Source organism: Pseudomonas sp. No.117, assembly GCF_054558395.1.
Window position 1 is genome coordinate 224,074 of the sequence record NZ_BAAJNP010000009.1, and the last position, 24,024, is coordinate 248,097.

The 24,024-nt window shown below is 66.8% G+C and carries 23 protein-coding genes; 15 read left to right on the plus strand and 8 right to left on the minus strand.

Translation table 11 applies throughout. From position 1 onward, the window contains the following. The first annotated feature begins 63 nt into the window (after positions 1 to 63). The 5 genes from ACYJP6_RS21985 (at position 64) to ACYJP6_RS22005 (ending at position 4,204) form a co-directional block, all read left to right on the plus strand. Positions 64 to 675, plus strand: coding sequence for a hypothetical protein (locus ACYJP6_RS21985; protein ID WP_459477835.1), 612 nt, complete (start codon positions 64 to 66; stop codon positions 673 to 675). Between the two features lie 54 nt (positions 676 to 729). Next, entirely contained in the window at positions 730 to 1,356 is a 627-nt protein-coding gene (locus ACYJP6_RS21990) for a cytochrome b/b6 domain-containing protein (protein ID WP_459477837.1), read from the plus strand. After that, positions 1,343 to 2,098 (plus strand): molybdopterin-dependent oxidoreductase, encoded by a 756-nt coding sequence (locus ACYJP6_RS21995; protein WP_459477839.1) that lies wholly within the window; start codon positions 1,343 to 1,345, stop codon positions 2,096 to 2,098. Before ACYJP6_RS21990 ends, ACYJP6_RS21995 begins: the two co-directional genes overlap by 14 nt. 323 nt (positions 2,099 to 2,421) lie before the next feature. Next, positions 2,422 to 3,303, plus strand: a complete 882-nt coding sequence (locus ACYJP6_RS22000; RefSeq protein WP_459477841.1) for an NAD(P)-dependent oxidoreductase — start codon at positions 2,422 to 2,424, stop codon at positions 3,301 to 3,303. A 70-nt stretch (positions 3,304 to 3,373) separates the two neighbouring features. Further along, complete coding sequence (locus ACYJP6_RS22005) at positions 3,374 to 4,204, plus strand: AraC family ligand binding domain-containing protein (protein WP_459477843.1); 831 nt, start codon at positions 3,374 to 3,376, stop codon at positions 4,202 to 4,204. On the opposite strand, the gene ACYJP6_RS22010 is transcribed toward ACYJP6_RS22005, so the two are convergent. Beyond that, a complete protein-coding gene (locus ACYJP6_RS22010) occupies positions 4,190 to 4,777 on the minus strand; it encodes a LysE family translocator (RefSeq protein ID WP_459477845.1) in 588 nt (195 codons plus the stop codon). The two genes, ACYJP6_RS22005 and ACYJP6_RS22010, sit on opposite strands and share 15 nt — an antisense overlap. Before the next feature lie 186 nt (positions 4,778 to 4,963). Further along, a complete protein-coding gene (locus ACYJP6_RS22015) occupies positions 4,964 to 7,198 on the minus strand; it encodes an ATP-binding protein (protein WP_459477847.1) in 2,235 nt (744 codons plus the stop codon). Between the two features lie 256 nt (positions 7,199 to 7,454). Here ACYJP6_RS22015 and tadA point away from each other — a divergent pair, with 256 nt between their 5' ends. After that, the gene (tadA, locus tag ACYJP6_RS22020; RefSeq protein ID WP_459477849.1) at positions 7,455 to 7,958 is read left to right on the plus strand and encodes a tRNA adenosine(34) deaminase TadA; all 504 of its coding nucleotides are present in this window, start codon (positions 7,455 to 7,457) and stop codon (positions 7,956 to 7,958) included. On the opposite strand, the gene ACYJP6_RS22025 is transcribed toward tadA, so the two are convergent. The 5 genes from ACYJP6_RS22025 to ACYJP6_RS22045 all read right to left on the minus strand — a co-directional run bounded on the left by ACYJP6_RS22025 (position 7,955) and on the right by ACYJP6_RS22045 (position 11,649). Next, positions 7,955 to 8,353, minus strand: a complete 399-nt coding sequence (locus ACYJP6_RS22025; RefSeq protein ID WP_140217522.1) for a SufE family protein — start codon at positions 8,351 to 8,353, stop codon at positions 7,955 to 7,957. The genes tadA and ACYJP6_RS22025 overlap by 4 nt on opposite strands. Further along, complete coding sequence (locus tag ACYJP6_RS22030) at positions 8,350 to 9,558, minus strand: aminotransferase class V-fold PLP-dependent enzyme (protein WP_459477851.1); 1,209 nt, start codon at positions 9,556 to 9,558, stop codon at positions 8,350 to 8,352. The genes ACYJP6_RS22025 and ACYJP6_RS22030 overlap by 4 nt, the downstream gene beginning before the upstream one ends. A 50-nt stretch (positions 9,559 to 9,608) precedes the next feature. Further along, a complete protein-coding gene (dapD, locus tag ACYJP6_RS22035; RefSeq protein ID WP_459477853.1) occupies positions 9,609 to 10,643 on the minus strand; it encodes a 2,3,4,5-tetrahydropyridine-2,6-dicarboxylate N-succinyltransferase in 1,035 nt (344 codons plus the stop codon). Positions 10,644 to 10,715: 72 nt separating this feature from the next. Then, positions 10,716 to 11,078 (minus strand): ArsC family reductase, encoded by a 363-nt coding sequence (locus ACYJP6_RS22040; protein ID WP_459477855.1) that lies wholly within the window; start codon positions 11,076 to 11,078, stop codon positions 10,716 to 10,718. A gap of 130 nt (positions 11,079 to 11,208) precedes the next feature. Further along, on the minus strand, positions 11,209 to 11,649 hold the full coding sequence (locus tag ACYJP6_RS22045) for a Z-ring associated ZapG family protein (protein WP_145008735.1): 441 nt from the start codon (positions 11,647 to 11,649) through the stop codon (positions 11,209 to 11,211). A 185-nt stretch (positions 11,650 to 11,834) separates the two neighbouring features. Between ACYJP6_RS22045 and ACYJP6_RS22050 the strand changes: the two genes are divergently transcribed. The 6 genes from ACYJP6_RS22050 to rpsI all read left to right on the plus strand — a co-directional run bounded on the left by ACYJP6_RS22050 (position 11,835) and on the right by rpsI (position 16,839). Then, positions 11,835 to 12,470 carry an alpha/beta hydrolase gene (locus tag ACYJP6_RS22050; RefSeq protein WP_459477858.1) on the plus strand — a complete coding sequence of 212 codons (636 nt, stop codon included), beginning with the start codon at positions 11,835 to 11,837 and terminating at the stop codon, positions 12,468 to 12,470. A 43-nt stretch (positions 12,471 to 12,513) separates the two neighbouring features. After that, complete coding sequence (locus ACYJP6_RS22055) at positions 12,514 to 13,863, plus strand: tryptophan--tRNA ligase (RefSeq protein WP_459477860.1); 1,350 nt, start codon at positions 12,514 to 12,516, stop codon at positions 13,861 to 13,863. Between the two features lie 82 nt (positions 13,864 to 13,945). Further along, a complete protein-coding gene (gene zapE / locus ACYJP6_RS22060; RefSeq protein WP_145008738.1) occupies positions 13,946 to 15,040 on the plus strand; it encodes a cell division protein ZapE in 1,095 nt (364 codons plus the stop codon). Between the two features lie 54 nt (positions 15,041 to 15,094). Further along, positions 15,095 to 15,796: a deoxyribonuclease V gene (gene nfi, locus ACYJP6_RS22065; protein ID WP_459477863.1), complete on the plus strand. Its 702-nt coding sequence runs from the start codon at positions 15,095 to 15,097 to the stop codon at positions 15,794 to 15,796. A gap of 206 nt (positions 15,797 to 16,002) precedes the next feature. Continuing rightward, complete coding sequence (rplM, locus tag ACYJP6_RS22070; protein ID WP_007160609.1) at positions 16,003 to 16,431, plus strand: 50S ribosomal protein L13; 429 nt, start codon at positions 16,003 to 16,005, stop codon at positions 16,429 to 16,431. A gap of 15 nt (positions 16,432 to 16,446) precedes the next feature. Next, a complete protein-coding gene (rpsI, locus tag ACYJP6_RS22075) occupies positions 16,447 to 16,839 on the plus strand; it encodes a 30S ribosomal protein S9 (RefSeq protein WP_058764621.1) in 393 nt (130 codons plus the stop codon). Between the two features lie 519 nt (positions 16,840 to 17,358). Here the strand turns inward: rpsI and rne are convergent. Further along, entirely contained in the window at positions 17,359 to 20,691 is a 3,333-nt protein-coding gene (gene rne / locus ACYJP6_RS22080) for a ribonuclease E (RefSeq protein ID WP_459477866.1), read from the minus strand. Positions 20,692 to 21,397: 706 nt separating this feature from the next. On the opposite strand from rne, the gene rluC reads away from it, so the two are divergent. The 3 genes from rluC to sppA are packed head-to-tail and all read left to right on the plus strand — an operon-like array spanning position 21,398 to position 24,015. Next, positions 21,398 to 22,351, plus strand: coding sequence for a 23S rRNA pseudouridine(955/2504/2580) synthase RluC (gene rluC / locus ACYJP6_RS22085; protein ID WP_459477868.1), 954 nt, complete (start codon positions 21,398 to 21,400; stop codon positions 22,349 to 22,351). After that, positions 22,344 to 23,030 carry an HAD-IA family hydrolase gene (locus tag ACYJP6_RS22090; RefSeq protein WP_459477870.1) on the plus strand — a complete coding sequence of 229 codons (687 nt, stop codon included), beginning with the start codon at positions 22,344 to 22,346 and terminating at the stop codon, positions 23,028 to 23,030. The genes rluC and ACYJP6_RS22090 overlap by 8 nt, the downstream gene beginning before the upstream one ends. Further along, a complete protein-coding gene (gene sppA, locus ACYJP6_RS22095) occupies positions 23,023 to 24,015 on the plus strand; it encodes a signal peptide peptidase SppA (RefSeq protein ID WP_459477872.1) in 993 nt (330 codons plus the stop codon). The genes ACYJP6_RS22090 and sppA overlap by 8 nt, the downstream gene beginning before the upstream one ends. Positions 24,016 to 24,024 lie beyond the last annotated feature (9 nt).

Genomic DNA, 24,024 nt, shown 5'->3' on the forward strand with positions numbered 1-24,024 from the left:
TCATCTTCGCGACCCTCGCCGGGGTGCAAGGTGAGCGGGCAATCACCCATCCCAGGAGGCTCCATGCGTACCCAGACCTTGCTCCGCGGTTCCCTCGTCCTGCTGCTCGCCGGCAGCGCCCTGCTGGCCCAGGCCGCGCCCATGCCCACCGTCAAGCCGCTGCGTGGCACCGTGGACAGCGTCCAGGGCGACACCCTGGCCGTCACCACCCGGGGCGGCGCCCACCAATCCCTGATGCTGGACGACAAGACCAGCTACCGCGCCGTGTCCAAGGCCAACCTGGACCGCATCGAGGCCAACAGCTTCATCGGCTCGGCCGCCACGCCCCAGCCCGACGGCACCCTCAAGGCGCTGGAAGTGACGGTCTTCGAAGCCAGCCTGCGTGGCTCCGGTGAAGGCCACTACGGCTGGGAAAATGCCGACGGCAGCACCGGCACCATGACCAACGGCACCGTGGGCGAACTCAAGAAAGCCAACGGCCGCACCCTGACCGTGCAGTACAAGGGTGGCGAGAAGCAGCTGGTGGTGCCGGAAGACGTCCCCATCGCCTACGTCGAGAAGGGCGACCGCAGCCTGCTGAAGCCCGGCGCCAAGGTGGTGCTGTTCCCCGCCGAAGACGGCAAGCACGTCAGGGGCGTGGCGATCGGTAAGGACGGTTTCACGCCGCCCATGTAAGCCGCTGCGCGGTCGCCTGGCGACCGCGTCCAACTTTTCGTGGAGGGGAACCCCATGACCACCTCGCGACGGCGCCTGGTGCACCGCTGGCCGGTGCGCCTTACCCATTGGCTCAACGCCCTGGCGATGCCCTGCATGTTCATGAGCGGCTGGGCGATCTACAACGCCTCGCCGCTGTTCCCCTTCACCTTTCCCGCCTGGGCCACTCTGGGCGGCTGGTTGGGCGGTGCTATCGCCTGGCACCTGGCGGTGTTCTGGCTGCTGGCGGTGAATGGCCTGATCTATCTGCTCTATGGACTGTTCAGTGGCCACTTCCGGCGGGATTTTCTGCCGCTGTCGCCGCGGGCCATCGGCCGGGATTTCATCGCCGCCGCACGTCTACGGCTTGGGCACCAGCTGGGCACCTACAACGCCGTGCAGCGCCTGCTCTATTGGGGGGTGCTGGCCCTCGGGGTGCTGGTGGTGCTCTCGGGCCTGGCCATCTGGAAGCCGGTACAGCTGCAAGGGCTGGCCGCGCTGCTGGGGGGCTTCGACACCGCCCGCTACGTGCATTTCTTCGCCATGGCCGGCATCGGCGCCTTCGTCGTCGTGCACCTGGCCCTGGTCATCCTGGTCCCCCGCACCCTGCCGCCAATGATCACCGGCCGGGCGCACGAGGAGGTGAACGATGAGTCGGCGTGAACGACTGCGCCTGGAGCCGGCGCAACAGCGGCAGGTGGAGAACCTGCAGCGGCGCCTGCTGCTCAAGCAGGGTCTTACCGTGGGCGCCCTGGCCATGCTCAGCGGCTGCAACCTGCAGGACGGCGACAGCGTCGACAAGGTGCTCTGGTCCATGTCGCGCTTCAATGACCGGGTGCAGGCCTGGCTGTTCGGCCGCGAGCGCATGGCGCCGACCTTCGCCGCCAGCCAGATCACCACCCCCTTTCCGTTCAATGCCTTCTATCCCGAATACAACGTTCCGGAAATCGACCTCAGCGACTATCGCCTGGAGGTCTCCGGGCTGGTCGCCCACAAGCAGGCCTGGACCCTCGAAGACCTGCGCCGCCTGCCGCAACGGGCCGACATCACCCGCTTCATCTGCATCGAAGGCTGGAGCGCCATCGGCCAGTGGGGTGGGGTACCGCTGCGTACCTTCCTCGAACGCATCGGCGCCGACACCACGGCCAAGTACGTCGGCTTCAAGTGCGCCGACCGCTATTACTCCAGCATCGACATGGCCTCGGCGCTGCATCCCCAGACCCTGCTGGCGTTGGACTTCGGCCAAGTGGCCCTGCCGCCGGACTACGGCTACCCGCTGCGCCTGCGGGTACCGACCAAGCTCGGCTTCAAGAATCCCAAGCACATCCAGGCGCTGTTCGTGACCAACGACTATCCCGGCGGCTATTGGGAGGACCAGGGCTACAACTGGTTCAGCGGGATCTAAGATCCCACTCGACGTCTGCTGCGCGTCGGTCAAACTGCGTTGAAAAGACCCTGGGTCGTCAGCCCCACCTAGGCGGCCCCGTCGCAATGCTCATTAACCACTCGTGAACCCGAGCGCGGGTCCGATCCGCTTCCTCAGGTCTTTGATTCGCTGGCGCTCACCCTTCGGGCCAGGCTTTGACTGGTCCTCCCGCTGGTCCTCCCGCTGGTCGTTGCGCCTTGTCTGTCTCTAGCTCGCGAGACGTTGAGCGGGATCTAGCCGGCGGAACCCCCGTCTTCGGGGGCAGTCGAGATACCACCCATCCTTTACCCAGGAGTCTCGCCATGTCCGCCCATCCCTCGATCGGTTTCATCGGCTTCGGTGCCATGGCCCAGCGCATGGGCGCCAACCTGCGCGAAGCTGGTTATCCCGTCCGCGCCTATGCCGAACACCAGCAGGACGGCGAGCGCCACGGCACGCCCATGGAGCCCCTGGCTACGCTGCTGCCTCAGGCCGAGGTGGTGATCGTCTCGCTGCCCAACGATGCCATCCTCGAACAGGTCTTGCTCGGAGCCGATGGCGTGCTGGCCCGACTGGAGAGCGGTCGCCTGCTGATCAACACCAGCACCAATTCGCCGGCCCTGGCTCTGCGCCTGGAGCAGGCTGGTCGCGCCCGCGGCATCGCCGTGGTCGAGGCGCCAGTGTCCGGCAGCACGCCGGAGGCCGAGAAGGCGCAACTGGTGGTGCTGGCCGGCGGCGAACCCGAGGCGGTGGAGCGCGCTCGTCCTATCCTCGAGACCTTGGGCAAGACGGTGCACCACGTCGGCCCGACCGGGCAGGGCGCCGCCATCAAGCTGGCCATCAACGGCCTGATGGGCGCCGGTCTCGCCGCCCTGGCCGAAGCCCTGGCCTATGCCACCCGTGCCGGTCTGGATGCCGAGGTGCTGTTCGAGGTGTTCGGCGATCTGGCAGTGCTCTCGCCCCACCACCAGCGCAAGCTGGCCGCCTTGCGCGATGGCGACTTCGCCCCGCAATTTCCGGCCGCGCTGATGCACAAGGACATGGGCCTCCTGCTGGCCGAACTCAATGCCACCTTCCAGGGTGCCCCGACCCTGGCCGCCGCTGCGCAGCAGCTGGCCCTGGGCGCCGAACTGCACCCGGATGCCGACTACGTCATCACCGCCGACGTGCTGCTGGAGGAGGCCGAGGACGCCGCCACCCGGTGAGCGCCTGACTTTCCTCCCTCCGGGGCGACGTCTAGACTGATCCGGTCCGTCGTCCCGGAATCCTCGCCGCATGACCGCTACCGGCACCGCCGTTCCCCGCTTCTGGCGCGATCCCGCGCTGTCCTTCCTCGAGGCCCGTTCCATCCAGGACGGCCGGGCACTCTGCTATGCGCCCCATTCCCATGAGAGTTTCTCCATCGGGACCGTGCTGGGCGGTCGCAGCCGCTATCACAACGGCCCGACCCGCGAACTGGTCGGGGCGGGCACCCTGGTGCTGATGAATCCCGGTGACGTCCATGCCTGCAACCCGCAGGGCGAGGAGCCCTGGCGTTATCGGATGCTGCACGTGGATGCCGGCTGGTTGGCCGGGTTGCAGGGGCGGGCTACCGCGGACTTCCAGCCGCTGGCGGTGCAGCTGTCTCAAGACCGGCAGCTGTACCTCGGGCTGGAAGCCCTGCATGCCTGCCTGGTCGACCCCGTGAGCACCACCCTGCAGCGCCAGAGCCGGACGCTGCTGTACTTCGAGACGGTGCTGGCCCGGCTGGGGCGGACGCCCGGCACGCCAGCCCTGGTGGGCGAGGATCGCCGCCTGCGTCGCGTCGCCGAGTTCCTCGATGCCCATTGCGGCGAAGGGGTCAGCCTGGAGCAGCTCAGCGAGGTCGCGCAGCTGTCCGCTACCCAGCTGATCCGCAGCTTCCGTCGGCGCTACGGGCTCACGCCCCACGCCTATCTGATCGACCGTCGCATCCGCCTGGCCCGGCAACGACTGCGCCAGGGCGAGACGCTGGCCGAGGTGGCCCTGGCCACCGGCTTCGCCGACCAGGCCCATTTGCAACGGACCTTCAAGCGCCTGGTGGCGGCGACGCCCGGCCAGTACCGGGCCGCTTCAGCCCTCCCATAGCAGCGAGGCGGCGCAGAGCACCAGCAGCGCCGCCAGGGCGCGATTGAGCAGTTGCAGCCGCCGGGCGGTCAGGGCCCGCCCCCGCAGCAGCTCCCCGGCCACCGCCCAGCAGGCGAGGGAAGCGAAGCAGATCACCAGGTAGAGGCCGGCGAACAGCGCCAGGCGACCGCGATCCTCGCCGACGAACAGCGCCACCCCGGCCGCGGCGGCCAGCCAGGCCTTGGGGTTGAGCCACTGCAGCAGGGCGCCATCGCGAAAGCCCGGGCAGTGCGCCAGCCGTCCCGTCCCCAGCTCGCCTGGAGCCCGAGCCAGCTTCCAGGCCAGGTACAGCAGGAACAGCGCCCCGGCCAGGCGCAGGACGTCGAGCAGTACCGGCCAGCTGGCCAACACCTCGTGCAGGCCAAGGCCGACCGCCAGCAGCAGGGCGACGAAGCCCAGGGTCGCCCCGGCGACATGCCACAGCGCCGGGCGCCAGCCGTGGGTGAGGCCGGTATTGAAGCCCACCAGATTGACCGGGCCGGGGGAGAGCGAAGCCACCAGCGCGAAGGCGGCCATGGACAGGATCAGGGTCATCTCGAGGTCTCGGTAAAGGGGAGACCTGACCCTAGCGAGCCTACCGGCGGGCGGTATTGAAGAAAATGACCCTGCGGGCCGACGAAAGGCGGGAATTCAAGGCGTTTCGCACGCGTCCATTACCGCGAGCCTAGCGCTCCCCCGGTGGTTTCAACGTCGCTGTCGGCCACCGGGGCTTTTCTTCCGCTAGGGGGCGGCCTGGGGTGCGAGCGGCAGGGTGAAGCTGAAGGTACTGCCCTGCCCAAGGGCACTGGTGACGCTCAGTTCACCGCCGTGGGCCTCGACGATGCCCTTGGCGATATACAGCCCCAGCCCGTGACCGGTGGGGTTGTCTTCCTGGACATGCCAGAAGCGCTCGAATACCCGCGCCTGCTGTGCCTGGTTCATGCCGCGGCCGTTGTCCGCCACGCTGATCTCCGCCATGTCACCGACACGCTGCATGCTGAGCTGCACCAAGCCACCCGGTGCGGTGAACTTGATGGCATTCCCCAGCAGGTTCATCAGCACCTGGAAGATGCGCTCGGACTCCACCAGTACCTGGATCTCCGGATCGGCGGCGTATTCCAGGCTGATCGTCTTGCTTTCCGCCAGCGGGCGCGACAGCAGGATGGGCTGGGCACAAACGTCCACCAGCCGCGCCGCCTTGAGGTCCAGCGCCAGCCGGTCGGACTCGATCTTCGACAGGTCCAGCAGATCGTTGATCAGGGCGTTCATGCGATTGGCGGCGGTCTCTATCACCTCCAGCGACGCCGGCAGGCGGTCGTCATTCACCGCCAGCTTTTCCAGCAGGCGCTGCAGCATGCCCACCTTCATCAGGATGATGGTGATGGGGCTGCGCAAGTCATGGGAGACCGCCGCGACGATCTCGTCGCGCAGTCGTACGGCCTGGCGTTCGCGCTCCACCTGGCGGGCGAGGTCCAGCTCGACCGCCGAGCGGCGCAGGTCCTTGGCCGCGAACAGGTCGGAGGACCGCCAGCGCTCGGAACGCAGCCGTACCAGTTCCTTCCAGGCGTCGAAAGAGCGTCGCGGGTGGGGATAGTTGAGGCCGGACCCCGGCGTGGCGGCAGTGGGTTCCAGCTTGGCCGGGTTGCCGCTCCAGACCACGGTGGTCACGATCTCGGGGCGGAACCAGAGCACCAGGTTGCGCACCGGCTTGGGCAATGCCAAGGCCAGGATGCCGCTGGCCCTGTCGCTGTAGCGGCGCGCATCGGGCACTTCGTCGGCCAGGCAGCGGGTGGCGTAGATACCGGAGGTATCCATCTCCGTGGTGACCCAGGCCGCCAGCAGGCGGATGTCCTCTGCCGTCGGGCATTCGCCCAGGGTGACCAGCTCGTCTTCCACCAGCACCGCGGCGCCCGCGGCATCCACCAGCTCCAGCAGATCCGTCGCTCGCTCGCACAGCCCGCTCAGGACCTCGCCACGGGAATCGCACATCGCCTGGATCAGCGCGGCGAGTTGCGCCTCGCGGGCGTCGATTTCACGCTGCACCTGGCGATTTTCCAGGGCGCGGATCATCAGCGAGACCAGCACCCCGACCGAGCGGCACGCCATGCGCGTGCGAAACGGCAGGTACAGCGGCTCGCGATGGCCGCAGCTGATCAGGCCCCAGAGCTTGTCGTCGCTGATCAGCGAGACGCTCATGGACGCCCGCAGGCCCTGGTTGCGCACGTACTGGCAATGGATGGGGGAGACGCTGCGCAATACCGCGTGGGTCAGGTCGATGGGATCGTGGGCGGTGCCATGCAGGTAGGCGGGCACCAGCGGCACCGCCTCGTACTGGGCATCGGGAATGTTGCGAATCCAGTTCTCGTGATAGAGGGCGCGGGCCTGGGCCGGGATGTCGCTCGCCGGGAAATGCATGCCCAGGTAGCTGTCGATGTCCTCGATGCGGTCCTCGGCGACCACCTGGCCATCGCCGCCATCGTCGAAGCGATAGACCACCACCCGGTCGAAGCCGGTCAGGGCCCGCACCTCGCGTACCGCGCCGGCGCAGAGCTCGGGCAGGGTGCGCGCTTGCTGCAGGCGGGCCAAAGCGCGGGCCAGACCCGCGGGCTCGACGCCGCCATGGTCATCCGGCTCGAACTCCATGAAGACCAGGCCATGGCTGCGATGCAGGATCACATCCATGTCCCGGCTCGGGCGGGTCCAGCCGAGGGGATTGGCTTCCTCCAAATGCTCCAAGGTCAGGGCCTGTTGTACCTGCTCATAGAGGTCGGCAGGCAGGATCTGGTCCAGGGGGCGGTCCAGCAGCTCGACTTCCGGTCTTGCGAACAGCTCGGGCAGGTTACGACTGATGTGCTTCACCAGCTGCTCTACCGCGTCGAAGGCGAGAAGGTAGCCATGCGCCTGGATCGCGCCTGGGATGCGGATCGGCTCGCTTTCACAGCTTTGCAGCGACTGACCGGAAGGTGCAGCAATCATGCGACTGTCTCAGATGAACTCTTGAATAAGACCGCGGGCGGCCTCGGCTGTTGAAGTTTAGTCGTCGAATGACCGGTGATGTGACGAGTGTCGCAAAAATGCGCGAGCTGACCTGGGGTCATTCTTTCATTTGGATTTTTCAATAACTATTACTGCGATGTATTTTTGTCGAGCACCGCACACCCGATCATGGAGTGCCGTGACTGATCTCGGCGGTCGGCCGCGGTATCATGGACCTTTGCGTCGAGTGCTCCCCATGGCCCGCTTCCGTCCCTCGCCCATCGTCGACCGTAGTCAGGATGATCGCTTCATGCGTGAGGCGCTCACCCTGGCGGAACAGGGAGCCCTGCAAGGCGAGGTACCGGTCGGCGCGGTGGTGGTACTCGCGGGCGAGATCATCGGCCGCGGTTTCAATAGCCCCATAGGCGCCCATGACCCCAGCGCCCATGCCGAGATGCAGGCCATCCGCGCCGCCGCCACGCGCCTGGCCAACTACCGGCTACCGGGCGCCACCCTCTACGTGACCCTGGAGCCCTGCAGCATGTGCGCCGGCCTCATCGTCCATAGCCGCATCCAGCGGCTGGTCTACGGCGCCAGCGAACCCCGCGCCGGCATGGCCCAGAGTCGGGGGCGTTTCTTCGAGCAGGATTTCCTCAACCACCGGGTGCTGGTGGAGGGTGGGGTGCTGGCCGAGGCCTGCGGCCAGGTACTGACCGACTTCTTCCGTGCCCGCCGGAACCCGGCGGCAGGTGAGGGTTAGGCTGCCAGTTCGCGCATCCTGGCCAGCACCGCATTCAAACCATTGCTGCGCGACTGCGACAGCTGCCGCTCCAGGCCGAGTTCGCCCAGCCAGCCATGGATATCGAGCCGGCCCAGTTCCTCGTGGGTGAGTCCGTTGGCGCGCACCAGTACCACGGCGAGCAACCCCTTGAGCACCCGGGATTCGCTGCTGGCGCGAAAGAAATGGCGGTCACCCTGGGCCTCATGGGTCAGGCGCACGCGACTCTCGCAGCCTTGCACCAGGTCTTCGTCGCGTTCCTCCAGGACCGCCGGCAGGCGCTCGGCCCATTGCAGCAGGAGACGCGACCGCGCTTCCCAGCCCTTGGCGATGACGAAGGCGCGGCGGGCTTCCGCCGCATCGGGAAGTAGATTCATCGCAAGAGCTCCAGTGCGTTGTCCAGCGCGGTGAAGAAGCGCTGCAGATCCTCGGCGTCGTTGTAGAGGCCCAGGGATACCCGCAACGCGCCGGGCGTCTGCAGGGTCTGGAACAGCGGCATGGCACAGTGCTGCCCAGCCCGTACGGCGATGCCCTGTTCACCCAATAAATGGGACAGGTCACCGACGTCGATCCCTGTGACCTGGAAACTGGCCAGGGCGATCTGCGGCTCGCCAAGGATTCGCACCCCGTCCCGAGCAGCGAGACCGGCCAGCAGCTTCAGGCTCAGTGCCTGCTCGTGACCGCGGATCAAGGTCTCGTCCTGACCTTGCAGCCAGTCCACTGCTGCGCCCAGGGCGATGGCCGCGCCTATGGGTGGCGTCCCCGCCTCGAAACCCATGGGCGCGGCCTGGAACTGGGCTTCGGCGAAGGTGGTGTGCCGCACCATCTCGCCACCGAATTGCCAGGGCTTGAGCTGCGCCAGGCACTCGGCCTTGCCCCAGAGCACGCCGATGGCCTCGGGTGCATAGAGCTTGTGACCGGAAAAGACATAGAAGTCGGCAGCGAAGTCGCCCGGGCGATGGCGGCCATGGACCGCGCCCTGGGCGCCGTCCACCACCAGCCAGGCCGGTGAACGGGCCCGTACCCGTTCGGCCAGTTCTGCCAGCGGCTGCCAGGTGCCCAGTACATTGGACAGCTGGCTGACCGCGACGAGGCGGGTCTTGGATCCCAGCAGCGTCTCGGCGACATCCAGGTCCAGATGACCGCTCGGGGTCAGGGGGATCACCTTCAGGCGCAGACCACGCCGCTGGGCCAGCTGCTGCCAGGGCAGCAGGTTGGCATGGTGCTCCAGGGCGCTAATCAGTATCTCGTCACCCGGGGCGAAGGCGTCTTCCAGGCCATAGGCCAGCAGGTTGAGCGCCTCGGTCGCGCCGCGGGTCAGCACCACCTCGTGCGGCGCGGCAGCGCCCAACCAGGCGGCGATCCGCCCCCGCGCGCCCTCGTAGGCGGCGGTGGCGCGCTCGGCGGCCCAGTGCTGGGCCCGGTGCACATTGGCCGCGCCCAGGCTGTAGCTGGCCAGCAGGGCATCCAGCACCACCTGGGGCTTCTGCGCCGTGGCGGCGCTGTCGAGGTAGGTGATGCCGTCGGCGGCGAAGGCGGTGAAAGCCGGAAATTCGGCTCTCCAGGGAGAGGGTAGCGACATGGCGACAGCTCCGGGGTAGCCCGCGCGCGGCGGGCTGCCCGGTGGGGGACTCAGTTGTGCGCGTGCAGCGCTTCGTTGAGTTCGATGGCGGTCTTGTTGGTCTTGCATTCGACCGCGCCGGTCTCCGAGTTGCGGCGCAGCAGCAGGTCGCTCTGGCCGGCCAGCTCGCGGGCCTTCACCACTCGCACCAGCTGGTTCTGGTCATCCAGCACGGCGACCTTGGTGCCGGCGGTCACATAGAGACCGGATTCCACGGTGCAGCGGTCGCCCAGCGGAATGCCGATGCCGGCGTTGGCGCCGATCAGGCAGCCTTCGCCGACGCTGATGATGATGTTGCCGCCGCCCGACAGGGTGCCCATGGTGGAGCAGCCGCCGCCCAGGTCCGAACCCTTGCCGACGAAGACGCCCGCGGAGACGCGGCCTTCGATCATGCCGGGGCCGGCGGTACCGGCGTTGAAGTTGACGAAGCCTTCGTGCATCACCGTGGTGCCTTCACCCACGTAGGCGCCCAGGCGCACGCGGGCGGTGTCGGCGATGCGCACGCCGGCCGGTACCACGTAGTCGGTCATCTTGGGGAATTTGTCCACCGAGAAGACTTCCAGCAGCTTGCCGCGCAGGCGGGCTTCCAGCTGCTCGGCCGGCAGTTCGGCCAGGTCGACGGCGCCCTGGTTGGTCCAGGCCACGTTGGGCAGCAGGGCGAAGATGCCGCTCAGGTTCAGGCCGTGCGGCTTGACCAGGCGGTGGGACAACAGGTGCAGCTTCAGGTAGGCCTCGGGGGTGGAAGCAGGCGCGGCGTCTTCGGCCAGCAGGGTCGCCACCAGCGGCTTGGTGCTCTCGGCCAGGCGGGTCAGCAGCGCCGACTGCACCGGGTCGATGCCCTTGAGCGCCTCGGCCAGGCCGCGGGCCTGGGCCGGGGCGAAGGCGATGGCCTGGTTGCCGCCCTGGTAGTCGAGCAGCGGCGCGACCGCCGCGACCAGCTCGGCGGCGGGGTTCAGCAGGGGCTGCGCATAGAAGACTTCCAGCCAGGCGTCCTGGCGATTCTGGGTGCCGACACCGAAGGCGATACTGAAGAGGGCATTCGACATTCTATTTATCCTTTGCAAAGGCACCGATCCGGTTCGGTGCGGGGTGTGCGTAATGGGCTGTCGCCGCTGGGCTCAGTTCAGGGCCGCGGCATAGAGCTCGGGCTTGAAGCCCAGCAGGGTACGGTCGCCGAGATCGAGCACGGGTCGCTTGATCATCGAAGGCTGCGCCAGCATCAGGTCGATGGCCTTGGCGGTGTCGAGGTCGGCCTTCTGGGCGTCGTCGAGCTTGCGGAAGGTGGTGCCGGCGCGATTGAGCACCTTCTCCCAGCCGTGCTCGGCGCACCAGGCGGCCAGGCGTTCGCGGTCGATGCCGCTCTGCTTGTAGTCATGGAAGAGATAGGCCTGGCCGTGCTCGTCGAGCCAGAGGCGGGCCTTCTTCATGGTGTCACAGGCCTTGATGCCGTAGAGGCTCAGGCCATCGGCCGCTACGGGCATGGCGTTCTCCTGCGAAAGACTGCAACCGCGGATTATGCCATGTCGAGCTGGAAAAGGGCCGGGCGTTGCACCCAGGCCAGCAAGGCGAAGCAGCCAGGAAAAAGGCCGGGACAGTGCCCGGCCGCTGGGATCAACCGCGGCTCTTCACGCCGTAGGTTTCGTCGAGGGTGCCCGGGGTGCCGTCACCCTTGGGCGCGTAGTCCCGCGGCGCTTCGGTCGGACCGTCGATCCGCTCGCGACTCGTCGGATAGCGCTGCTCGGCGCTGTGCAGCGAGGCCAGCAGGTGCTGGCGGGTCAGTTCGTCCTGCGCCAGGCGCTCGGCGCCCTCGGACAGGTGGGTCTGCATGTCCTGGTAGGTCTGGGTCAGCTTGCGCACCAGACCGGCGGTGGTGCTGAAGTGGCTGGTGACCTCGTGCTGGTAGTCGTCGAACTTCTTCTGCAGGTCATCCAGCTGGCGCTGCACCCGGCTCGGCGCGGCGCCCGGCAGCAGGCGCGCCAGCAGAAAACCTATCCCGACCCCGATCAGCAGCGCGAGCAGGGGCAACAACCAGGTAGTGAGCGACTGTTCCACGAAACTTCCTCTATGAGCGGCTTTGCTTTACGGTAACGGCAGACCGGCGAGCCTGTACACTGGGTTGCGTCATCTGCCATTCGCTGGGCGTCATCATACCCCGCACTCAGGCATCGCGCAGGATCGACCCTATCAAAATCAACTCCTTGGATGAGCACTGTGCGTCCGAGGTCACGGAGTCAAGCGTGTCAGCCCGTGAAGAACCCCTGCTGCTGGAGGGCCCGGCGGGCACTCTGGAAGCCCTGTACCAGAGCCCGGCCGAACCCACCGGCGCGGTCCTGCTCTGCCATCCCCATCCGCTGCATGGCGGCGCCATGCAGAACAAGGTGGTCGCCACCCTGCAGCGCATCGCCCGGGACGCCGGCCAGGCCACCCTCAGATTCAACTTCCGGGGCGTCGGCGCCAGCACCGGCGTGCATGCCGGCGGCGAAGGCGAGATCGACGACGCCGCGGCCGCCGTGGCCTGGCTGCGCGAACGCCATCCCGACCTGCCGCTGACCCTCTGTGGCTTCTCCTTCGGCTCCTGTGTCGCCGCCTGCCTCGGCGGGCGCCTGGAAGGCGAGGGCGTCGCGGTGGCGCGGCTGTTCATGCTGGCGCCCCCGGTGGAGCGCTTCTCGGTCGAGGGCCGGCTGCCCGCCCGGGCACGTCTCACCGTCATCCAGCCCGAAGCCGACGAGGTGGTGACCCCCGAGCGCGTCTACGCCTGGTCCGCCGGCCTCGACCTGCCTCACGAACTGCTCCGCGTTCCCGAGTGCAGCCACTTCTTCCATGGCAAACTCGTCGAACTCAAGGATCTGGTCCTGCCGCGCCTGCAGGCCTGACCTCTTCAGATAAGCCCTCGTCTCTCGGATTTCCAGCGCCTCCATGACCACTCGCATCCTCACTGGCATCACCACCACCGGTACCCCGCACCTGGGCAACTACGCCGGCGCCATCCGTCCCGCCATTCGCGCCAGCCTGGCCGACGATGCCGACTCCTTCTATTTCCTCGCCGACTACCACGCCCTGATCAAGTGCGACGACCCGGCGCGCATCCAGCGCTCGCGGCTGGAGATCGCCGCCACCTGGCTGGCCAGTGGCCTGGATCCGGAGCGGGTGACCTTCTACCGCCAGTCCGACATCCCCGAGATCCCCGAACTGACCTGGCTGCTCACCTGCGTCGCCGGCAAGGGCCTGCTCAACCGCGCCCACGCCTACAAGGCCGCGGTGGATCGCAACCTGGAGCAGGGCGAGGACCCGGACGCCGGGGTGACCATGGGCCTCTACAGCTACCCGGTGCTGATGGCGGCGGACATCCTGATGTTCAACGCCCTGCGCGTGCCGGTCGGTCGCGACCAGATCCAGCACGTGGAAATGGCCCGCGACATCGGCCAGCGCTTCAACCACCTGTTCGGCAATGGCCGCGACTACTTCGCCCTGCCCGAGGCGGTCATCGAGGAAAGCGTCTCCACCTTGCCCGGTCTCGACGGCCGCAAGATGTCCAAGAGCTACGACAACACCATCCCGTTGTTCGGCAGCGCCAAGCAGCTCAAGGACGCCATCGCCCGCATCGTTACCGACTCGCGCCTGCCCGGCGAACCCAAGGACCCCGACAGCGCCCACCTCTTCACCCTCTACCAGGCCTTCGCCACCCCCGAGCAGAGCGCGGCGTTCCGTGCGGCCCTGCAGGACGGCCTGGCCTGGGGCGACGCCAAGGGCCAGCTGTTCGACCTGCTCGACGCCGAGCTGGGCGAGGCGCGCGAGCGCTACGCCGCGCTGATCGCCCGTCCCGATGACCTCGAAGACATCCTGCTGGCCGGCGCCGCCAAGGCCCGCCGCTACGCCACGCCCTTCCTCGGCGAACTGCGCGAAGCCGTGGGCCTGCGCTCGCTCAAGACCCAGGTCGCCACCGGTGCCACCAAGAAGAAGGCCAGCAAGACCGCCCGTTTCGTCAGCTTCCGCGAGAGCGATGGCAGCTTCCGCTTCCGCCTGCTCGATGCCGACGGCACCGAACTGGCGCTGTCGATCCCCTTCGCCGAAGCCAAGACCGCCGGCATCACCAGCAAGCAGCTGGTCACCACGCCTGCCCGTGTCCTGTCGGGAGAAGGCAACGGCTTCCAGTTGCTGCTGGACGACCAGGTCGTGGCCGAAGGCGTCGCCAGCGACTCTCCTGCCGCCCGCGATGCCTTGGTCGAGCGCACCCGCGCCGCCCTGGCGCAATTGGCCGAAGGCTGACGGCACCTGCGGTCCCCGGCGTTGTCAACGCCAGGGACCGCCATTACAGTGACCACCCTTTTTCATCCGACCAGAAGCCGCCATGACCCCCCTCGAGCGTTACCAGGCCGACCTCAAGCGCCCGGAGTTTTTCTACGATGCCGCCCAGGAAGAGGCCGTCCGCCATCTGCAGCGGCTCTATGATGACTTGCTCGCCGAGCCGGCGGCCAAGGGCGGCCTGTTCGGCAAGCTGCTCGGGCGCAAGACGGTCACGCCGATCAAGGGCCTGTATTTCTGGGGCGGGGTAGGGCGCGGCAAGACCTATCTGGTCGACACCTTCTATGACGCCCTGCCGTTCAAGCAGAAGATGCGTACCCACTTCCACCGCTTCATGAAGCGCGTGCACGAAGAGCTGCGCACTCTCAAGGGCGAGAAGAACCCCCTGACCATCATCGCCCGGCGCTTCGCCGACGAGGCGCGGGTGATCTGCTTCGATGAATTCTTCGTCTCCGACATCACCGACGCCATGATCCTGGCGACCCTGCTCGAAGAGCTGTTCAAGAACGGCGTGAGCCTGGTCGCCACCTCCAACATCGTGCCGGACGGCCTCTACAAGGACGGCCTGCAGCGCGCCCGTTTCCTGCCGGCCATCGCGCTGCTCAAGGAACACACCGAGATCGTCAACGTCGACAGCGGCGTGGACTATCGCCTGCGTGCCCTGGAACAGGCCCAGCTCTTCCATTACCCGCTGAGCGAGGAAGTCGAGGCGGCCATGGCCAAGAGCTTCCGTTCGCTGACCGTCGAGTGCAACGACCTCTGCGAGGACGTGCCGCTGATGATCGAGAATCGCGAGATCCGCGCGCGCCGTACCTGCGAAGACGTCGCCTGGTTCGATTTCCGCGCTCTGTGCGATGGCCCGCGCAGCCAGAACGACTACATCGAGTTGGGCAAGATCTTCCAGACCGTGCTGGTTTCCAATGTCGAACGGATGGACGCCCTCAAGGACGACATGGCGCGGCGCTTCATCAACCTGGTCGACGAATTCTACGACCGCCAGGTCAAGCTGATCCTGTCCGCCGAGGTCGAACTCAAGGACCTCTATGCCGGCGGTCGGCTGGAATTCGAGTTCCAGCGTACCCTCAGCCGGCTGCTGGAAATGCAATCCCACGAGTACCTGGCCCGTCCGCACAAGCCCTGAACCCTGCTCGGGTTGAAGGATCAATCCTTTGACTCAGGTTCTTGGGAGCTGCTCGTGAATTCCGACCCCTTCGCCGACTGGGACGGCTCGCCCGCCCAGGCGCGCCTTCTGCAAAAGCAATTGGCCAGACAGGTCCGCCTGGACGATGACTTCGGTTCGCCACGGCGCTACGCCGGGGTCGACGTGGGCTTCGAGGACGGTGGCGAGATCACCCGGGCGGTGGCCGTGCTGCTGGATGCCGACACTTTGCAGCCGCTGGCCCATGCCGTCGCCCGCATCCCCACCGTGATGCCCTATGTGCCGGGGCTGCTGTCCTTTCGCGAACTGCCGGCGCTGCTGCAGGCCCTGGAAGAGTTGCCGGAGACGCCCGAGCTGGTGTTCTGCGACGGCCATGGCATCGCCCATCCGCGCCGTCTCGGTATCGCCGCCCATCTGGGAGTGGTCACTGGTCTGCCGACCATCGGCGTCGCCAAGAAGATCCTCACCGGTCACCACGTCGAATTGGCCGAGACGCGCGGCAGCCAGGTCGACTTGCTGGATCGGGACGGCGCGGTGATCGGCACGGTGCTGCGCAGCAAGGACAGGGTCAAGCCGCTGATCGTCTCGCCCGGCCATAGGGTCAGTCTCGCCACCGCGCCGGCGCTGGTCATGGCCTGCGTGCGGCGCCATCGCCTGCCGGAGCCGACCCGGCTGGCGGATCATCTGGCCTCGCGTCGGCAGGGCTCGGCGGCGACCCAGGCGCTGTTTTCCTTCTAATCTCCGGTTGCTTTTTCGCCATGAAGGGGTATCATGCCGCAGCTTTCTTGGCGGGGGATGCCTAAGCCTGCCGAGATCGCCGTAGCGGACGCCGACCCGAGCCCCCGAAGAGCGTCTGTTTCCGGCTGCCCCTGACTTGTCCGGGGTTGCACTGTTGTGTAGAATTTGCCGTCTTTTTACCAGGGCGGCCTCTGAGGCCATAGAGAATGAAAACTTTCACCGCAAAACCGGAAACCGTTAAGCGCGACTGGTACGTCGTCGACGCTGCTGGCCAGACTCTGGGTCGTCTGGCTACTGAAATCGCCACTCGCCTGCGTGGCAAGCACAAGCCCGAATACACTCCTCACGTTGACACCGGCGACTACATCGTCGTCATCAACGCCGAGCAGGTTCGGGTGACCGGTGCCAAGACTACCGACAAGATGTACTACCATCACTCCGGTTTCCCGGGTGGCATCAAGTCGATCAACTTCGAAAAGCTGATCGCCCGTGCTCCCGAGCGCGTCATCGAGACCGCCGTCAAGGGTATGCTGCCGAAGAACCCGCTGGGCCGCGACATGTATCGCAAGCTCAAGGTGTACAAGGGTGCGAACCATCCGCACACCGCTCAGCAGCCCCAAGAACTCAAGTTTTAATCGGGATAGTACAACATGTCGGCAACTCAAAATTACGGTACCGGCCGTCGTAAGACTGCCACCGCTCGTGTCTTCCTCCGTCCGGGCACTGGCAAGATCTCCATCAACGATCGCACCCTGGACACCTTCTTCGGCCGCGAAACCGCACGCATGGTCGTTCGTCAGCCCCTCGAGCTGACCGAGACCCTGGAGAAGTTCGACGTCTACGTTACCGTCGCTGGCGGTGGTGTAAGCGGCCAGGCCGGTGCCATCCGTCACGGCATCACCCGCGCCCTGATCGAGTACGACGAAGGCTACCGCAGCTCCCTGCGCAAAGCTGGCTACGTCACTCGTGACGCCCGTGAAGTCGAGCGTAAGAAAGTCGGTCTGCGCAAAGCGCGTAAGCGTCCGCAGTACTCCAAGCGTTAATCCCTCGGGATTCGCTCGAAAAACCCAGCCTGTTGGCTGGGTTTTTTTATGCCTGGGATTTTTTGGCGCGACACCTGTAGGTTGGTTCGAGGTGGCTCCATCGCCGACGCCCAACAGCCGCTCTGTATCTCGCAGCGTTGGGCTTCGCTGCGCTCAGCGCCAACCTACGGCGTTTCAGCGAGGCAACGTAGGTTGGGTTGAGGCAGCCCTACCGCCGAAGCCCAACAGCCGCTCTGTGCCTGGGGGTGTTGGGCTTCGCTGCGCTCAGCGCCAACCTACGGTGCTTTATCTGGCCGCGTAGGTTGGGTTGAGGCGGCTCCACCGCCGAAGCCCAACAGAGGGTTCACGGCTCGCAGTGATGGGCTTCGCCGCCAGCCTGCGCTGGCCGCCTGGCATTGATAAGGTCGGGAGGGGCGCGAGGGGAGGGGTAGCCCGCAGTCTCGTCAACAGGGCGGCGCCACCACGAATCCCGGGCATGAAAAAGGGCGCCGAAGCGCCCTTTTTCCTTTGCGTCAGGAATCAGCGGGGATGGTTTTCCCGCGACTCTTCACGCTTGCGCTCGAGCTCGGACTGAGCGGGCTCGTCCTCCTTCTCCGCGTCGGTCTTGGCGTGCTCGTCGGCTGCGATCTCGGTGCTGGCCGGAGCGGCGGGGGCCGCTTCTTCCTGCACAGCGCTCGGTGCGAGTTCGGCGGGTTGCTCCACTACGATGGGCGCCGATTCCGCTTCGACGGCAGGCGTGGTCTCGGCCACCGGGGTAGGCTCGGACTCGACTACCGGCTGCGGCTCGAGGGTCCCTACCGCTGCGGTAGCGAAGGTTTCCTCGGTTTCGGCGATGGCGCCCAAGGCCGGTGCCGGAGCTGCTTGCTCGGGCTGCTCAGCCTGCTTGGCCCGAGCGGCGGCTTCAGCTTCGCGGGCCAGGCGCTCGCGGCGACGACGCTCACGCGGGTCGTTGGAGGCGCGGCCGGCAGCCGATTCCGCGGTTTCGGGCTCGACGGGTGCGGCGGGGACAGGAGCGGGGGTTGCGACCGGAGCGACCTGCTCGGCAACCGGCGCGGTGATTTCCACGTCCTGATGCGGCGCGCGCTCGTCCTGCAGCTGGCTCACCGAGGGGGTGAGGATTTCCGGCTGGGCAGGCGCATCGGCGGCCGGCTGTTCCGCCGGAGCTTCCGCGCTGGCGGCGGGACTTGCCACGGCTGGTGCCGCATCCTGTTGGCGAGCGTCCTTTGCTTCTTCCTGGGTCGCGATGGCGGTCACGCTCTCGCTAACCACCACGGCGGTACCCAGGGCGACGGCGGCCGGCGCGACAGGGGTGTCGGTGCCCGCTGCGCTCTGCTCGTCGTCTTCGATGAAGTTGCCGTTGGCATCACGCTGACGCTCGCGACGGTTGCTGCGACGACGCTGGCCGCGGGAGCGACGGCGGGGACGCTCTTCGCCTTCTTCCAGCTCCTCGTTGCCTTCCAGCACCTCTTCTTCGTTCAGCTCTTCGGCGGTGGCCGCTGCCTGACGCTCTTCGCGAGCTTTGCGCTCTTCACGCGGCTGGCGCTCTTCGCGGGGCTTGCGCTCCTCACGGGGCTGACGTTCCTCGCGAGCCGGACGCTCTTCGGCGCTCATGTGCGCTTCGCCAGGTTGACGCTCTTCACGGGGCTTACGCTCTTCGCGAGCGGCACGCTCCTCGCGGGGTTGACGTTCTTCACGGGGCTGACGCTCTTCACGCGTCTGACGCTCCTCGCGGGTGGCGCGCTCCTCACGGGGCTGACGCTCTTCACGCGGCTGGCGCTCTTCGCGCGGTTGACGCTCCTCGCGGGGCTGGCGCTCTTCACGGTTGGCGCGCTCCTCGCGGGGCTGACGCTCCTCGCGAGCCGGGCGGTCCTCGCGGGCCTGACGCTCTTCGCGAGGCTGGCGCTCTTCACGCGGCTTGCGTTCTTCGCGGGCCGGCCGCTCGCTGCGCTCGCCACGGTCGGCGCGCGGCTGGCGTTCCTCGCGCGGCTTGCGCTCGTCGTCACGACGGCCCTCGCGGCGGCGATTCTGCTGGCGGCCGTTGCGACGCTCGTCCTGGCGGCGCTGCTCGTCGCTGCTCTTGGCTGCCTCGGGGGTGGCGACGGTCTTGTCGGCCATGGGCTGCTCTTCGGTCTTGCCGGCGAACAGGCTGACCAGGGACTTGACCAGGCCCTTGAACAGATTGGGCTCGGCTACCGGCTTGGCCGGCGCGGTGGCGACGGGGGTCACGACTTCGGCGGTCACCGGGGTGGGCGCCGGGGCGCGCTCGGGGGCGACCTTCACCGCGGCTTCCTGGCGCACCAGGGTGCGGGTCGAGCTGACCGGCTGCACCTCTTCGGCTTCGGTGTTGGCCATCTCGTAGCTGGACTGGCTGTTCAGCAGCTCGGGATTGTCGTCACGCAGACGCTGCACTTCGAAGTGCGGGGTCTCGATGTGATCGTCCGGCAGGATGATGATGCGCACGCGGGTGCGCAGCTCGATCTTGGTGATGCTGTTGCGCTTCTCGTTGAGCAGGAAGGACGCCACCTGGATGGGCACGTGGGCACGCACCTCGGCGGTACGATCCTTCAGGGCTTCTTCCTCGATCAGGCGCAGGATGGCCAGCGACAGGGATTCCACGTCGCGGATGATGCCCTGGCCGTTGCAGCGCGGGCAGACGATGCCGCTGGTTTCGCGCAGGGAAGGGCGCAGGCGCTGGCGGGACATTTCCAGCAGGCCGAAGCGCGAGATGCGACCGATCTGCACGCGGGCGCGGTCGGCTTCCAGGGCTTCGCGGACGCGATCTTCCACGGCGCGCTGGTTCTTCACCGGGGTCATGTCGATGAAGTCGATGACGATCAGGCCGCCGATGTCGCGCAGGCGCAGCTGGCGGGCGATTTCCTCGGCCGCTTCCAGGTTGGTCTGCAGTGCGGTCTCTTCGATGTCGCCGCCCTTGGTGGCGCGCGCCGAGTTGATGTCGATGGAGACCAGGGCTTCGGTCGGGTCGATGACGATGGAGCCGCCCGACGGCAGCTTCACTTCGCGCTGGAAGGCGGTCTCGATCTGGCTTTCGATCTGGAAGCGATTGAACAGCGGGACGCTGTCCTGGTACAGCTTGATCTTGCTGGCGTACTGCGGCATCACCTGGCGGATGAAGCTCAGGGCTTCTTCCTGGGCTTCGACGCTGTCGACCAGGACTTCGCCGATGTCCTGGCGCAGGTAGTCGCGGATGGCGCGAATGATGACGTTGCTTTCCTGATAGATCAGGAAGGGTCCCTTGCGCTCACCCGAGGCTTCGGTGATGGCGGACCAGAGTTGCAGCAGGTAATCGAGGTCCCACTGCAGTTCTTCGGTGCTGCGGCCCAGGCCGGCGGTGCGCACGATCAGACCCATGTCGCCCGGGGCGTTGAGGCCATTCAGGGCTTCGCGCAGTTCGTTGCGCTCTTCACCCTCGATGCGGCGGGAGATGCCGCCGGCGCGGGGATTGTTGGGCATCAGCACCAGGTAGCGGCCGGCGAGGCTGATGAAGGTGGTCAGGGCCGCGCCCTTGTTGCCGCGCTCTTCCTTTTCGACCTGGACGACTACTTCCTGGCCTTCGGAGAGCACTTCCTTGATGTTCACCCGGCCTTCCGGGTTCTTCTTGAAGTATTCCCGGGAGATTTCCTTCAGCGGGAGGAAGCCGTGGCGATCGGCGCCGAAGTCGACGAAGGCGGCTTCCAGGCTGGGCTCGATGCGGGTGATACGGCCTTTGTAGATGTTGGCCTTCTTCTGTTCGCGGGCACCGGACTCGATGTCCAGGTCGAACAGCCGTTGACCGTCGACCAGGGCAACCCGCAATTCCTCGGGCTGGGTCGCGTTGATGAGCATTCTCTTCATGTAATACCACTACGTTCCGGGCTCTCGGCCCGCGTGGTGGCAACAGGATTCAGGAGAAGGGTGCACGGGGTCGTATCGAAGCCGGTATGGATCCGGCCTTCGTGTCCAGCAGCAGGCCCGGGGGCGTGCCGCGACTACGTCTCCTGCAGGCGCTTGAGCGACTGCCTTTGCAGCTCCACAGGAGGAGGAATCAACCAGGCATGGTGCGGGCGTGACAGCCGAAAGGCTCGGGCAGCCGGGTCGTCGCGGGATTCGTGTCAGGTGTCGCTCGGTTGGAGCATCGGCCGTTGGCCTTGAGGCTTCCACCTGCGATCGTCACCTTGGCCGAAGCTGGGCGCGAAGCGGGCTGCAGGCGTACTGTCAGGCTACGCGATACGCTGGTTGTGCATCTCCATCCTGCACACAATCTTCAGGAATCAGGTGCCGCCCGCGAGGTCCGGAGCGGTTGTCGTTTTACAGCTGGCACCCTGGGTGCCGCTGCCTTGGTTACCAGGCGGATCGCAGCTCGCCACTCACCCCCTTGGGCAGAGTCGGCAATCTGCTGGACGGCCAGACGTCCAGTGACTATTGCATTTGCAGCCTATATTCGCGGGCGGAATCGACGGCCTCGCGAGCGGTGCCATCCAGACAGGACTGATAACCGCCTCCGGACTATAGCAGCAAGCTTTAAGTGCTTCAAATCAGGGAAAATTGCTATCATTCGCCCATGACTAAGCCTCCTTCTCCCAGCACCGGCGTTCAACTGCTCGATGTGCCCGCCGACTATGCCGGCCAGCGTATCGACAATTTCCTGCGTACCCAGCTCAAAGGCGCGCCCAAGACCCTCATCTATCGCATCCTGCGCAAGGGCGAGGTACGGGTTAACAAGGGTCGCATCAAGCCCGACTACCGCCTGCAGGCCGGTGACCAGGTGCGGGTGCCACCGCTGCGGCTGTCCGAGCCGGACGAGCCGGCTCCCCTGGCCAAGGGCCTGCTCGAGCGCCTGGAGGCCTCCATCGTCCACGAGGACAAGACGCTCATCGTCATCAACAAGCCGGCGGGTATCGCCGTGCATGGGGGCAGCGGCCTGTCCGGCGGGGTCATCGAGGTCTTCCGCCAGTTGCGCCCCGACGCCCGGGACATCGAGCTGGTCCATCGCCTGGACCGGGACACCTCGGGTCTGCTGATGATCGCCAAGAAGCGCAGCATGCTGAGGTTCCTGCACGAAGCCTTGCGCGGCGATGGCGTCGACAAGCGCTATCACGCCCTGGTGCGCGGCCACTGGCCGGCGGCCAAGAAGAAGATCAATGCCCCCTTGCTGAAGAACACCCTCAGATCCGGCGAGCGCATGGTCGAGGTCAATGACGAAGGCAAGGAGGCGCTCACCGAATTCCGCGTGCTGCGGCGCTATGGCGAATTCGCCACCCTGGTCGAGGCGCGGCCGGTGACCGGGCGCACCCACCAGATCCGCGTCCATGCCCGCCACGCCGGGCACGCCATCGCCGGCGATCCCAAGTACGGCGACGAGGACTTCTCCCAGGAGATCCGCGACCTGGGCGGCAAGCGGCTGTTCCTGCATTCGGCGAGCCTGGTGATTCCGCTGCCCGAAGGCGGCGAGCTGCGCCTGGAGGCGCCGGTCGACAGTACCTGGAGCCAGACGCTGGAGCGGCTGGATGCCTGACTACCAGCTGCTGATCTTCGACTGGGACGGCACCCTGGCGGATTCCATCGGCCGGATCGTCGAGGTGATGCACGTGGCGGCCGAGACACTGGGTCTGCCGCCCCGCAGCGACGTGGCCATCAAGGGCATCATCGGCCTGGAGCTGGTCGCGGCGATCCAGACCCTTTACCCGCACCTGGTGACCCCGGCCCAGATCGAAGGCTTCCGTGACGCCTACAGCGCCGAATTCGTGCGCCGCGAACAGCAGGCGTCGCCCTTGTTCCCCGGCGTGCTCGAGGGCCTGCAGCGCTTTCGCGCCCAGGGCTATCAGCTGGCCGTGGCGACCGGGAAGAGCCGTCGGGGTCTCGCCCGTTCGCTGCAGCAGCATGGCTTGAGCGACTTCTTCGATATCACCCGCTGCGCCGACGAGACGGCCGGCAAGCCGGATCCGCAGATGGTGCAGGAGATTCTCGCTCACTGCGGCGTGGCGCCGGCGCGGGCGCTGCTGGTGGGAGACGCGGTGTTCGACCTGGAGATGGCGCGGCGGGCGGGTGTCGCCGCGGTCGGCGCGGCCTATGGTGCCCAGCCGGCGGAGGTCCTCAGGGATTTCGCGCCGCGCGCGATGATCGAAGCTTTCACGGACCTGGCGCTATGGCTGGGTGACAATGTTGTGGTCAGGAGTGAGGCAGGGCATGGCTGACGAGTGGAAGGAAGACAGCGGGCGTACGCGCCCGGCGGACGACAAGACCTGGGCCCTGATCGAGAAGACCATGCTCGCCAGTGTGCGCGAGCAGCGGCGGGCGCGGCGCTGGGGCATCTTCTTCAAGTTGCTGACCTTCGCCTACCTGATCCTCATGCTGGTGCTGTTCACCCCGCTGTTGTCGCTGGGCAAGAAGGGCGGGATGACCGAGTCCGGTGCCCATACCGCGCTCATCGAGCTCAAGGGTGTGATCGCCGATGACGAGAAGGCCAGTGCCGACAATGTGGTCACCGCACTGCGCAAGGCCTTCGACGACAGCAATACCCGCGGCGTGGTGCTGCGCATCAACAGCCCGGGTGGCAGCCCGGTGCAGTCCGGCTATATCTATGACGAGATCAAGCGCCTGCGTGGCCTGCATCCGGACATCAAGCTGTACGCGGTGATCAGCGATCTGGGTGCCTCGGGCGCCTACTACGTGGCCAGTGCGGCCGATGCCATCTATGCCGACAAGGCCAGTTTGGTGGGCTCCATCGGCGTGACGGCGGCCTCCTTCGGCTTCGTCGGCACCATGGACAAGCTGGGTGTGGAGCGGCGGGTCTATACCTCCGGCGAGCACAAGGCCTTCCTCGACCCCTTCCAGCCGCAGAAGCCCGAGGAAACCCGCTTCTGGCAGCAGGTGCTGGACACCACCCACCAGCAGTTCATCGACAGCGTCAAGAAGGGCCGCGGCGACCGGCTGAAGGTCGAGGGCCATCCCGAGCTGTTCTCCGGCCTGGTCTGGTCCGGCGAGCAGGCCCTGGGGCTGGGGCTGATCGACGGTCTCGGCAGTACCAGCTATGTCGCCCGCGAAGTGATCAAGGAAGAGCGCCTGGTGGACTACACCCAGGAAGACTCGCCCTTCGATCGCTTCGCCAAGCGACTCGGTGCCAGCGTCGCCGAGCGCCTCGCCCTCTATATGGGGTGGCAGGGGCCGACCCTACGCTGACGGGTGTCG

Coding starts and splice junctions, on each gene's coding strand:
- tadA (WP_459477849.1), top strand. CDS start 7,455: ATGGCCCGCTTCCGTCCCTCGCCCATCGTCGACCGTAGTCAGGATGAT.
- ACYJP6_RS22025 (WP_140217522.1), bottom strand. CDS start 8,353: ATGAATCTACTTCCCGATGCGGCGGAAGCCCGCCGCGCCTTCGTCATC.
- ACYJP6_RS22090 (WP_459477870.1), top strand. CDS start 22,344: ATGCCTGACTACCAGCTGCTGATCTTCGACTGGGACGGCACCCTGGCG.
- sppA (WP_459477872.1), top strand. CDS start 23,023: ATGGCTGACGAGTGGAAGGAAGACAGCGGGCGTACGCGCCCGGCGGAC.
- rplM (WP_007160609.1), top strand. CDS start 16,003: ATGAAAACTTTCACCGCAAAACCGGAAACCGTTAAGCGCGACTGGTAC.
- ACYJP6_RS22000 (WP_459477841.1), top strand. CDS start 2,422: ATGTCCGCCCATCCCTCGATCGGTTTCATCGGCTTCGGTGCCATGGCC.
- ACYJP6_RS22010 (WP_459477845.1), bottom strand. CDS start 4,777: ATGACCCTGATCCTGTCCATGGCCGCCTTCGCGCTGGTGGCTTCGCTC.
- rluC (WP_459477868.1), top strand. CDS start 21,398: ATGACTAAGCCTCCTTCTCCCAGCACCGGCGTTCAACTGCTCGATGTG.
- ACYJP6_RS22055 (WP_459477860.1), top strand. CDS start 12,514: ATGACCACTCGCATCCTCACTGGCATCACCACCACCGGTACCCCGCAC.
- zapE (WP_145008738.1), top strand. CDS start 13,946: ATGACCCCCCTCGAGCGTTACCAGGCCGACCTCAAGCGCCCGGAGTTT.
- ACYJP6_RS22015 (WP_459477847.1), bottom strand. CDS start 7,198: ATGATTGCTGCACCTTCCGGTCAGTCGCTGCAAAGCTGTGAAAGCGAG.
- dapD (WP_459477853.1), bottom strand. CDS start 10,643: ATGTCGAATGCCCTCTTCAGTATCGCCTTCGGTGTCGGCACCCAGAAT.
- rne (WP_459477866.1), bottom strand. CDS start 20,691: ATGAAGAGAATGCTCATCAACGCGACCCAGCCCGAGGAATTGCGGGTT.
- ACYJP6_RS21985 (WP_459477835.1), top strand. CDS start 64: ATGCGTACCCAGACCTTGCTCCGCGGTTCCCTCGTCCTGCTGCTCGCC.
- ACYJP6_RS21995 (WP_459477839.1), top strand. CDS start 1,343: ATGAGTCGGCGTGAACGACTGCGCCTGGAGCCGGCGCAACAGCGGCAG.
- rpsI (WP_058764621.1), top strand. CDS start 16,447: ATGTCGGCAACTCAAAATTACGGTACCGGCCGTCGTAAGACTGCCACC.
- ACYJP6_RS22030 (WP_459477851.1), bottom strand. CDS start 9,558: ATGTCGCTACCCTCTCCCTGGAGAGCCGAATTTCCGGCTTTCACCGCC.
- ACYJP6_RS22040 (WP_459477855.1), bottom strand. CDS start 11,078: ATGCCCGTAGCGGCCGATGGCCTGAGCCTCTACGGCATCAAGGCCTGT.
- ACYJP6_RS21990 (WP_459477837.1), top strand. CDS start 730: ATGACCACCTCGCGACGGCGCCTGGTGCACCGCTGGCCGGTGCGCCTT.
- ACYJP6_RS22005 (WP_459477843.1), top strand. CDS start 3,374: ATGACCGCTACCGGCACCGCCGTTCCCCGCTTCTGGCGCGATCCCGCG.